Genomic DNA, 10397 nt, shown 5'->3' on the forward strand with positions numbered 1-10397 from the left:
TTCGTGGTCTCGGGTCAGGCGCCCTTCAGGCGCTCCGCGAGGAACGCTGCGAGCCCGTCGACCGGCAGTCGCTCCTGCGACATCGTGTCGCGGTCCCGCACCGTCACGGCGTTGTCGTCGAGCGAGTCGAAGTCGACCGTGACGCAGAACGGCGTGCCGATCTCGTCCTGACGGCGGTAGCGGCGGCCGATCGCTCCGGCGTCGTCGAAGTCGATGTTCCAGCCGTGCGCGCGCAGTTCGTCGGCGAGGCCGCGGGCCAGCGGCGACAGCTTCTCGTTGCGCGAGAGCGGCAGCACGGCGACCTTGACGGGGGCGAGACGCGGGTCGAGCTTGAGCACGGTGCGGCTGTCGGTGCCGCCCTTAGCGTTCGGCACCTCCTCCTCGTGGTACGCGTCGACGAGGAACGCCATCATGGCGCGAGTGAGGCCGAACGACGGCTCGATGACGTACGGCGTGTACCGCTCGCCCGACGCCTGGTCGAAGTAGGTCAGGCTCTGCCCCGACGCCTCGGTGTGGCTCTTCAGGTCGTAGTCGGTGCGGTTGGCGATGCCCATGAGCTCGCCCCACTCCTTGCCGGTGAACCCGAAGCGGTATTCGACGTCGATCGTGCCGGCCGAGTAGTGCGCGCGGTCCTCATCGGGAACGTCGAAGCGGCGCATGTTGTCGCCGTCGATGCCGAGGTCGATGAACCAGTTCCAGCACGCCTCGACCCAGTGGTCGAACCACTCGCCGGCCTCGGCGGGCGGTGTGAAGAACTCGATCTCCATCTGCTCGAACTCACGCGTGCGGAAGATGAAGTTGCCGGGGGTGATCTCGTTGCGGAAGGCCTTTCCGACCTGGCCGACGCCGAACGGGGGCTTCTTGCGGCTCGCCGTCAGGACATTGCCGAAGTTGACGAAGATGCCCTGGGCGGTCTCGGGGCGCAGGTAGTGCAGGCCCGTCTCATCGTCGACGACGCCGAGGTACGACTTCACCAGGCCCGAGAACGCCTTCGGCTCCGTCCACTGGCCCTTCGTGCCGCAGTGCGGGCACGGCACGTCGGCGAGGCCGTTCTCGGCGGGGCGACCCTTGCGCTCCTCGAAGTCCTCGACGAGGTTGTCGGCGCGGAAGCGCTTGTGGCACTGCAGGCACTCGACGAGCGGGTCGGTGAACGTCGCGACGTGACCCGACGCCTCCCACACGCGCTTGGGGAGGATGATCGAGGAATCCAGGCCCACCATGTCGCCGCGGCCGCGGACGAACGTCTGCCACCACTGGCGGCGCACGTTCTCCTTCAGTTCGGTGCCGAGGGGGCCGTAATCCCATGCCGACCGGGACCCGCCGTAGATCTCACCCGCTTGGAACACGAACCCGCGGTGACGGGCGAGGGCGATGACTTTGTCGAGACGGGACTGCTCGGCCACGGTGGCTCCAATGGTCGGGTGGGGAGAGGGCGCGAAGAGGGCGCGGATGCCGCACCGCGCGGCATCCGTCGAGTCTAGCCGCGCAGCGGCAGGCCTCTCAGCTGACGAAGCGGATCGCGATCGGGTACTGGTACCACTCCCCGCGGCCCGCCTTCACGGCCGCGATGATCGCGAACACGATGTTCACGATGGCCGCGGCGATGAGGATGAAGATCCCGATGATGACGAGGGTGAGGACGGCGCCGGCGATGTAGGCGATGAGCAGCGTGAGCTGGAAGTTGAGCGCCGTCGCGGTCTGCGAGCGCACGAAGGGTCCGCGGTCCTTCAGCACGAGGTAGCCGATGAGCGGCACGAGGATGCTCACGAGCGCGCCGCCGAGGTGCACGAGCACGGCCCACATCTTCTCGTCGGAAGGGTTCATCGGCTGCGGTCCGGCACCGTATGCGGGCGGGGGCGGGGGCTGCGGAGGAAGCGTCACGGGTCCGAGCCTAGCGTCCGGCGGGTCGCAGCGATCCGGGGCCCAGCGCGCCGATCGAGGTGTGGCCTGCCAGGCCCAGGGTGATGTCCAGTTCGGCGATGACGTTGCGCACGACCTCGCGCACGCCCGCTTCGCCGGCCAGCCCCAGTCCGTACGCGTAGGGGCGACCGAGAGCGACGGCGGTCGCCCCGAGGGCGAGCGCGATCACGACGTCGGCCCCCTGCCGCACGCCCGAGTCGAACACGATCGGCACGCGGCCGGCGACGCGCTCGGCGATGTCCGGCAGCACGGCGAGGGTCGGCACGGACTGGTCGATCTGCCGACCGCCGTGGTTCGAGACCCAGACGCCGTCGATGCCCGCGTCGATCGCGCGCTCGGCGTCGTCGGGATGCACGATGCCCTTCAGGATGATCGGCAGCGTCGTCCACTCCCGTGCCCTCGCGAGGTCGTCCCAGGTCAGCGCCGGCGTCGAGAACACCTCGAGGAAGGTCTCGACGGCGGCACGCGGAAGCGGCGAGCGCAGGTTCTCGCGCACCCCCGTCCCGGTGAGCGCCCGCCCCTTCCGTGCGATCGTGAGCCCCGCGGCGACCGCCGTCGGTGTGAGCCTGACCGCCGGCGCGTCCGTCGCGGCGCTCCGCCGGGCACGATCGCGCACGAGCTGCTGGAAGACGGGGTCGCTCGTGTACTGCGCGATGCCCATGGCCCGGGTGAACGGCAGGTAGGCGAGGTCGAGGTCACGCGTGCGCCAGCCGAGCAGGTGGGTGTCCAGCGTCACGACGATCGCTTCGCATCCGGATGCCTCGGCGCGCCGCAGCAGCGACGCGTTGAGTTCGTCCGAGGCCGACCAGTACAGCTGGAACAGCCGGGCGCTCCGGGGTGCGGCATCCCGGATCTGCTCCATCGGGAACGAGGCCTGGTTCGAGACCGTGTACGGCACGTCGATGGATGCCGCCGCTCGCGCGACCGCGAGGTCGGCCTCGTCGTGGGCCAGCTCCATGACGCCCAAGGGCGCGAGCAGGAGCGGTGTCGCGCGGCGGCGGCCGAGGAAGTCGATCGACAGGTCGCGCTCGGAGACGTCGCGCAACGGCCGGGGCCAGACCTGCCACCGCTCGAACGCGGCCCGGTTGGCGGACATCGTGCGCTCGGCCCCCGCCGCGCCGGCGATGTAGGCGAAGGCCTCGGGACTCAGCGCCTTGCGCGCGCGACGCTCGAGTTCAGCGGCGTCGACGGGCACGAGCGGGCGGGTTCCGCTGATGCCCGCGCGGTAGATGTCGGACTGGGCCCGGCGGCCCGCGCCGGACGACGAGGGAGCGGCGATGCTCTCGGACATGCGGTCAGCCTAACGAGCGGTCACAATGGCGGCATGGACATGACTGCGATCGACGACCTCGGCGCCCTCGTCACGGTCGAACCCGGAACCCGCGTCTCGCACGCCGCGCTGGCCGCCGACGGTGTGCGCGTCGTCGTCTTCGCGTTCGACGCGGGCACGGAGATGACCGAGCACACCGCCCCCGGGCCCATCCTGCTGCAGGTGCAGAGCGGGCACCTGCGGATCACGACGCGGGACGAGACGGTCGATCTGCGGCCGGGCGGTCTCGTGCACATCGCGGCGCGCGTGCCGCACGCCGTCGTCGCGGTCGAGCCGTCGGTCATGCAGCTGACGCTCATCCGCCGCACCACCGGCTGACCCACGTCAGAAGGCGCGCGCGCAGGTCGGCCGGCGCCGCGAGCTCGACCTCGCCCGGCTCGCCGTCGAGCTGCACCTCGAGCGTGAAGACCGTGCCGCGCTTGTCCTCCTGCACCGCGTGCGGGTCGCAGCGCGACGGCACGAGCGGCAGCGGAACGAGGACCGAGCCGGTGCCGACGAGGACGTCGAGGGGCAGGGTGTCGCCGGATGCGCGCGTGCCGTCGAACCGCAGCAGGTTCGTCGGCTGGATGCCGACGATGACCGCACCGGCGCGGCCGGTCGGCACGATCTCGAGGCCGAGCACGGCGGCAGCCGGGTGCGCCGAAGGCTGGAACGACGCGAACGAGACGTCGGCCGCGACCGCGAGGCGCTCGGCACGGCACTCGCGCTCGTGCAGGGGCGCGATGACGTCGAGCGGATCGGCGGCGGGCGTCTCGACCAGGGGCCCGGATGCCGCGAGCTCGAGCCGCACGCGCGGTTCCCCGACGGACGACGCGCAGTCCACGGCGGGCAGCGCGACGCGGATGTCGACCGTCGCTCCGGGCCGGACCGATGTGATGCGCTCCGGATCGGTGCGCTCGGCGGGCGCCGCGAAGCGGGCGTCGACGACCTCGACGGCGCCGATCTCGACCGTCGCGCCGGTGTCGTTGCGCACCCGCACCTGTGCGTGGCGGTCGGCGACGTCGGAGCGCGACTGCACGACCGTGATCTCGAGCCCCTCGACGGACGGCGGCTCCGGCTCGTTCGGCGCGCACCCGGCGAGCAGCACGGCGCAGGCCGTGACGGCCAGCATCCCGCGCGCGGTGCGCATGCGATCAGGGTAGACCCGGGACGGCCGGGATTCAGGTCGTCATGTGGCGGATGACCTCGATGTCGGTCACGGGGCGGTAGGTCGACCGGGCCGCGTGCGGGCGCAGGGCGCGCGGCAGCCGCGGCGTCTTCGTCCGGTCGGTCGACCGGTTGCTCGTGAATGCCTGCACGAGCTGTTCGAATGCGTCTCGCACGGTGGACTCCCTCATCGCCTTCTTCCCTCGCTCGATCAAGAGACCGCGGGGGCCGCGTTCCATGACGCGGGTTTCAGAAAGAGAGAGCGCCGACATCGACGCCTGATACCTCGGGTCAGCGGGTCGGTGCGAACTCCGATGCCTCGCCGGGGCGTTTCGGGCGCAGCTCGGGCGGGGCGGGCCAGGGCAGCTCGATGCGGGTGAAGGGCACGTCGATCGCCCCGAAGTCGTCGGTGTGCACGACGACGCAGCCCGCCTCGCCGGCCGTCGTGGGTGGCATGACCTCGGCGATGCGCACGCGCACAGCCTCGGCGTCGGGCTTGTCGAGCATCCAGACGTCGGCGAGCCAGGCCAGGCCGCCGGCTTCGAGCCGCTCTTCGGCATCGAGCCACTCGACGGCGGCCGACACGTCGCGCCCCAGCAGATCGACGGCGACCCAGCTCTGACCTTCGGGGCGGATCCATCCGAGCAGCTCGCGGTCTTCGCGGCGGTGCGGCGTCCAGTCGGCGTTGATCACGTCCGCCAGGTTAGTCGCGGGGCTTACGCGCCGCTCGCGGACACCAGCAGGTAGCCGCGTTCGTCGAAGCCCGCGATGACGAGGCCGTCGGCGAGGTGTGCCACGAGCTCCTCGCGCACGCGCAGGCGCCAGGAGGCGGCATCCGTCGGTGAGGTGCGGCGGACGGCGGCGATGTCGGCCGGCACCTCGACCGTCGCGGCGACCCGGTCGTCGGGCGGGGTCGGCGCGGGCGGAGCGGCGAGCGCCCACGACACCATGATCCGGTCGGACTGGTCGCCGCGGTTGACGCCGTCGTCCATCGCGCCGTAGTGCTGCACGAGGTACTCGGTGGCGCGCGCACCGAGCACGCTGAGGTTGAAGCGGGCGTTCCGGGCGACGAGCGGGTCGAAGGTCCACGTGATGTGCCCGACCCCGCGGGCGAGTGCCCACTGGCGCTGATGCTGCTTGAGCAGGCGCCCGAGTCCCCTGCCCTGCAGCTCGGGCAGCACCCCGGTGATGTGGCTGTGCATGGAACGTTCGGCCGGGGCGGCGAAGAAGGCCGCGGATGCACCGACCATGCGCTCGTCCTGCCAGAGGCCCACGGCGTAGTTGCCCGAGTGGGCGAGTGCACGCAGCAGGCCGACGGGCATGCCGGAGGGGTCGCCTTCCCAGACGTCCGAGAGCACGTGGCTCGCGGCGACGACGTCGGCGACGGTGTCGAGCGGACGGATGTCGACGCGCGGTGTCATCGGTCCAGTGTGGCACCGGTGCGCCCCGGGTCGCACGGGGGCCGATAGCCTGACGAGTGATGAATCGGGATGAGAACGCGCGCAGAAGACTCACCCGGATGCCGTCGCAGGGCGCGATCATCGCCGTGCTGGCCGTCGCCGGTCTCGCCTCGTCGTTCATGTTCACGCTCGTCGTGCCGATCCAGTCCAAGCTGCCCGAACTGCTCGACGCGAGTCGCGAGGACACCGCGTGGGTCGTCACCTCGACGCTGCTCGCCGCCGCCGTCATCACCCCCATCGCCGGCCGGCTCGGCGACATGTACGGCAAGCGGCGGATCCTGCTCGCGCTCGTCGCGCTGATGGTCGCCGGCTCGGTCATCGCGGCGCTGTCGACCGACATCGTCGGAATCGTCGTCGGCCGCGCGTTGCAGGGCGCGATGACGGGCGTCATCCCCCTCGGCATCTCGATTCTGCGCGACGTGCTGCGCGCCGACCGCGTCGGTGCGGCGGTCGCGCTCATCAGCGCGACGCTCGGCGTCGGCGGCGCGGTCGGGCTGCCGATCAGCGCCCTGGTCACCGAGTACGCCGATTGGCACCTGCTGTTCTGGGTCGCCGCGGCGCTCGGCGTCATCGTCTTCGTGCTCGTGCTGTGGATCGTGCCGGTCAGCGTGCTGCGCACGGCGGGACGCTTCGACTACGTCGGCGCGGCAGGCCTCGCGGTCGGTCTCGTCGGCATCCTGCTGGCGGTCTCGCGCGGCAACGAGTGGGGGTGGGTGGCGCCCGCGACTCTCGCGTGCGGAATCGGCGGCGTCGTCGTGCTCCTCGTGTGGGGCTGGTACGAGCTGCGGGTCGACGACCCTCTGCTCGACCTGCGCATCGCGGGCCGCCCGGCCGTGCTGCTGACGAACCTCGCATCGGTCGCGCTCGGGTTCGCGCTGTTCTCGTCGAACGTGAGCTACCCGCAGATGCTCGAGCTGCCGCAGGCGGCGGGCGGTTTCGGCCTGTCGTTGCTGGCGGCGAGCCTCATCATCATGCCGTCGGGCCTGGTCATGATGGTGCTCTCGCCCGTCTCGGGGCGTCTGGCCGGCACGATCGGGCCGAAGCCGCTGCTGGTCATCGGTGCGGCGGCGCTCATCGCGGCATACGGGTTCACGCTGCTCTTCTCGTCCGAGGTGTGGCATCTGCTCATCGCCAACCTGCTCATCGGCGTCGGCATCGGCTTCGGCTACGCCGCCATGCCGATGCTCATCATGCGCTCCGTCCCGCAGAGCGAGACGGGCGCCTCGAACGGCCTCAACGCGCTGTTCCGTTCGTTCGGCACGAGCGTCGCGGCGGCCGTCGTCGGAGCCGTGCTCGCGACGTATTCGCAGCCGTTCGAGGGTGTGCCCACGCCGACGCCCGAGGGGTTCCAGGTCTCGTTCCTGCTCGGCGGCGCCGCCGCCGTCGTCGCTCTGGGCATCGCCGTGTTCATCCCGGCGCGTCCGGACTCGCACGAGCGGCATCCGTCACTTCGCTGATTCGCTTCGCTGTACGCGCGGCTTCCGGGCGATAGCCTGGCGAAATGAGCGCGAACGACGGCACCGAGCCGGAGCAGATTCCCGTCGGGCCACCTGAAGGAGCAACGGCCGCGGGGGATGCCGCGGGCACGACGCGTGCGGGAGCGAAGGCCGCCGCCGCGAGCGGCACCGACGACGCCGCCACGACCGGCACGGGTGATTCCGACACCCGCTTCTTCGGCCAGCCGTGGGCGCTCGCGCACGTCTTCGGCGTCGAGATGTGGGAGCGGTTCAGCTTCTACGGCATGCAGGGGATCCTGCTCATCTACATGTACTTCTCGGTCACCGAGGGGGGCCTCGGAATCGACCGGGGCGTCGCGGCGGGCATCGTCGGCGCATACGGCGGCACCGTCTATCTATCCACGATCCTCGGCGCCTGGGTCGCCGACCGCCTGCTCGGATCGGAGCGCGTGCTGTTCTACAGCGCGATGGTCATCATGGCGGGACACATCGCCCTGGCGATCCTGCCGAACGTGTGGGGGCTCGGGGTCGGTCTGGTCCTCGTCGCGCTGGGGTCCGGCGGCCTGAAGGCGAATGCGACCTCCGTCGTGGGCACACTGTACGCCCCCGACGATGTGCGGCGGGATGCCGGTTTCTCGCTGTTCTATCTCGGCATCAACCTCGGGGCGTTCGCCGGTCCGCTGCTGACGGGTCTGCTGCAGTCCACGCTGGGGTTCCACTGGGGCTTCGGGCTCGCCGCCGTCGGCATGGCGGCGGGACTCATCCAGTACTCGTTCGGGCGCAAGCAGCTTCCCGAAGAGGCGCGCGCGGTGCCCAATCCGCTCCCCCGCAACCGCCGCGGTCTCGTGGTCGGCATCGCCCTCGGCGCCGTCGCGATTCTCGTCGTGCTCGTGCTCGTCGGGGTCATCCGTGCCGACAACCTCGCGATCATCGTCATCCTCGTGACGATCGCCGCAGCCATCGCCTACTTCTGGGTCATCGCGGGCTCGCGTGTCGTGACGAAGATCGAGCGCTCCCGCGTCATCGGATTCATCCCGCTGTTCATCGTCAACGTGGGGTTCTGGTCGCTGTACCAGCAGCAGTTCACGGTGCTGACGATCTACTCCGATGAGCGGCTCAACCGCGACATCTTCGGCTGGGAGATGCCGATCCCGTGGATCAACTCGATTCCGGCGATCTTCGTCATCATCCTGTCCGGCGTGTTCGCCGCCGTCTGGACCAAGCTCGGGCGACGCCAGCCGACGACTCCCGTCAAGTTCGCCCTCGGCGCCATCATCATGGGTGCCGCGTTCCTGCTGTTCCTGCCGTTCGCGAACGGGCCCGCGAACTCGACGCCGCTGCTCGCGATCGTCGGCATCCTGCTCGTCTTCACGATCGCCGAGCTGTTCATCTCGCCTCCCGGCCTGTCGGCGTCGACGAAACTCGCGCCGCAGCGCTTCCACACCCAGATGGTCGCCCTGTACTTCCTCTCGATCGCGCTCGGCACCTCGATCGCCGGCTGGCTCGCGGGCTTCTACGACCCGCACGACGAGGTGCCCTACTTCTCGATCCTCGGTGCCATCGCGATCGTGCTCGGCATCGCCCTGTGGGCGGCGCTCAAGCCCGTGCTCGCGCTCATGAAGGGTGTGCGGTAGCGGCATCCCCGGCCTCGACGAGCGCGGGGATGTTGCGCGCACGAGGGGAGCGATACGGTCACGGGCAGCTGAGACGCCAGGTGGACGGGGTGTGGGACGACTTCTGGTCGGGCGGTCGCCATCGCGACGACGACCGCCCGAGCGCTGTCAGTAGCCGACCGCGGTGAGACCGTGTTGGATCTCGGCGTCGGTGAACCCTTCGTACGCGAGTTGGTCATACAGGCCCTCCCGCGAGAACGCCATCATGTCGAGGTAGCTCTTGGCCTTCTCGGCCGCCTCTGCCAGCCAGTCGGCGCCCGCGTTGTCGGCGCCGAACGTGGCGTCTTCGGCCGAGTAGCCCTCGAACTCCAGCTGCTCGATCAGCCCCGTCCGCGAGAATCCCATGAGCTTCAGGTAGCTCTGCGCTTTCGCGATCGCGTTCTGCTGCGCGAGCGTGTAGACGGGCTTGGGCGCCTCGCTGGTGACGCTCAGCTCGAGCCCCTCGAGCGGATGCGACCCCGCCGTCGGCTGCTGTGTCACGACGACCCAGTCGTCGGCGGCGTCACCGGGAGCGAGCCTCAGCCCGACCGCGTCGAGCTTCGCGCGAGCCTCGGCGACCGTTGATCCCACCAATTGCGGCACCTCCACCATCTCAACGGGTTTTTCCGCGGCGACGGGCTCATTCGCCTGCTCGACGGCAGCGGTCGGCTTCGGGGCCGCGGCGTCGCTCGATGCGCGCTGCCCGTTCACCCCGTTGACGACCATGCTGACGAGGACGATCGCGGCGATCGCGATCAGTGTCCACTGCCACCACTTGAGCTTCGGCAGACCGCGCTTGACCGCCACTGCCCCACCCGGCAGCGTCTCCGCGCCGGCGTCGGCCGCGGGAGTCCCGGGGGTTGCCGCACCGAACGGGGCGGTTCCCGCCGTGTGGGTGGTCCATTGCGCGCCGTCCCAGTAGCGCTGCGCGGCAGGATCCTGCGGGTCGGGATACCAGCCGGCGGGCGGTGTGAGGGGAGGGACCACCGCGGCGGGCTCGGTGGGCTCGAGGTGAGTGGCGCGGCGCTCGTGCGCGCCGTCGATCGAGTTGTCGGACATGACGGAACCTTCTGGTCGTTCGAGGCACGCACCCCCAGGTGTGTGCCACCGGCCGATGGCCAGTGGTACAGGACACACCACACCTCCGACATTGGCGGAGATCAGACGCTTCGGACGACCAGATCCGCCAGGCAGGTGAGCGAGATCGCGTGACCCGTCATCATGTATCGCCCGCGTCTTTGCACGCGATGCCCGCGCTGCGGGACACCCCCGGTTGCTCGGAGGTGACTGCCGAGCGGCCGCGGGTCATACCGCGTCGGCCAGTCAGCGTCGCCGTCAGAAGGGTGGGGGTTCGGTGGAGGTGAATCCGGTGGGTGTGGTGACTTCGACGGTGCCGTTGTCGCGGGTGCGGTAGGCGAGCTTGGTGTGATGT

11 protein-coding genes are annotated in these 10397 nt (G+C 70.4%); 3 read left to right on the forward strand and 8 right to left on the reverse strand.

The genetic code is table 11. The features are described 5' to 3' along the window. Positions 1–14 precede the first annotated feature (14 nt). The 3 genes from ACWICD_RS11655 to ACWICD_RS11665 all read right to left on the reverse strand — a co-directional run bounded on the left by ACWICD_RS11655 (position 15) and on the right by ACWICD_RS11665 (position 3211). The gene (locus tag ACWICD_RS11655) at positions 15–1403 is read right to left on the reverse strand and encodes a glycine--tRNA ligase (RefSeq protein WP_376126887.1); all 1389 of its coding nucleotides are present in this window, start codon (positions 1401–1403) and stop codon (positions 15–17) included. A 97-nt stretch (positions 1404–1500) separates the two neighbouring features. Then, the gene (locus tag ACWICD_RS11660; protein ID WP_376126889.1) at positions 1501–1881 is read right to left on the reverse strand and encodes a DUF4870 domain-containing protein; all 381 of its coding nucleotides are present in this window, start codon (positions 1879–1881) and stop codon (positions 1501–1503) included. A gap of 10 nt (positions 1882–1891) precedes the next feature. After that, a complete protein-coding gene (locus ACWICD_RS11665) occupies positions 1892–3211 on the reverse strand; it encodes an alpha-hydroxy-acid oxidizing protein (RefSeq protein WP_454140260.1) in 1320 nt (439 codons plus the stop codon). A 33-nt stretch (positions 3212–3244) separates the two neighbouring features. On the opposite strand from ACWICD_RS11665, the gene ACWICD_RS11670 reads away from it, so the two are divergent. Then, complete coding sequence (locus ACWICD_RS11670; RefSeq protein ID WP_376126893.1) at positions 3245–3568, forward strand: cupin domain-containing protein; 324 nt, start codon at positions 3245–3247, stop codon at positions 3566–3568. Here ACWICD_RS11670 and ACWICD_RS11675 read toward each other — a convergent pair. The 4 genes from ACWICD_RS11675 to ACWICD_RS11690 all read right to left on the reverse strand — a co-directional run bounded on the left by ACWICD_RS11675 (position 3546) and on the right by ACWICD_RS11690 (position 5817). Next, entirely contained in the window at positions 3546–4379 is an 834-nt protein-coding gene (locus ACWICD_RS11675; protein ID WP_454140261.1) for a hypothetical protein, read from the reverse strand. The genes ACWICD_RS11670 and ACWICD_RS11675 overlap by 23 nt on opposite strands. A 31-nt stretch (positions 4380–4410) precedes the next feature. After that, positions 4411–4572, reverse strand: a complete 162-nt coding sequence (locus ACWICD_RS11680; protein WP_376126897.1) for a hypothetical protein — start codon at positions 4570–4572, stop codon at positions 4411–4413. Positions 4573–4687: 115 nt separating this feature from the next. After that, positions 4688–5089: a hypothetical protein gene (locus ACWICD_RS11685; RefSeq protein WP_376126899.1), complete on the reverse strand. Its 402-nt coding sequence runs from the start codon at positions 5087–5089 to the stop codon at positions 4688–4690. Positions 5090–5112: 23 nt separating this feature from the next. Next, positions 5113–5817, reverse strand: a complete 705-nt coding sequence (locus ACWICD_RS11690) for a GNAT family N-acetyltransferase (RefSeq protein ID WP_454140262.1) — start codon at positions 5815–5817, stop codon at positions 5113–5115. A 98-nt stretch (positions 5818–5915) separates the two neighbouring features. Here ACWICD_RS11690 and ACWICD_RS11695 point away from each other — a divergent pair, with 98 nt between their 5' ends. Next, on the forward strand, positions 5916–7313 hold the full coding sequence (locus tag ACWICD_RS11695) for an MFS transporter (protein ID WP_454140266.1): 1398 nt from the start codon (positions 5916–5918) through the stop codon (positions 7311–7313). A gap of 44 nt (positions 7314–7357) precedes the next feature. After that, entirely contained in the window at positions 7358–8947 is a 1590-nt protein-coding gene (locus tag ACWICD_RS11700; protein ID WP_454140263.1) for a peptide MFS transporter, read from the forward strand. Between the two features lie 147 nt (positions 8948–9094). On the opposite strand, the gene ACWICD_RS11705 is transcribed toward ACWICD_RS11700, so the two are convergent. After that, a complete protein-coding gene (locus ACWICD_RS11705; protein ID WP_454140264.1) occupies positions 9095–10024 on the reverse strand; it encodes an Ltp family lipoprotein in 930 nt (309 codons plus the stop codon). Positions 10025–10397 lie beyond the last annotated feature (373 nt).

The organism is Microbacterium sp. NPDC055357 (genome assembly GCF_053644835.1).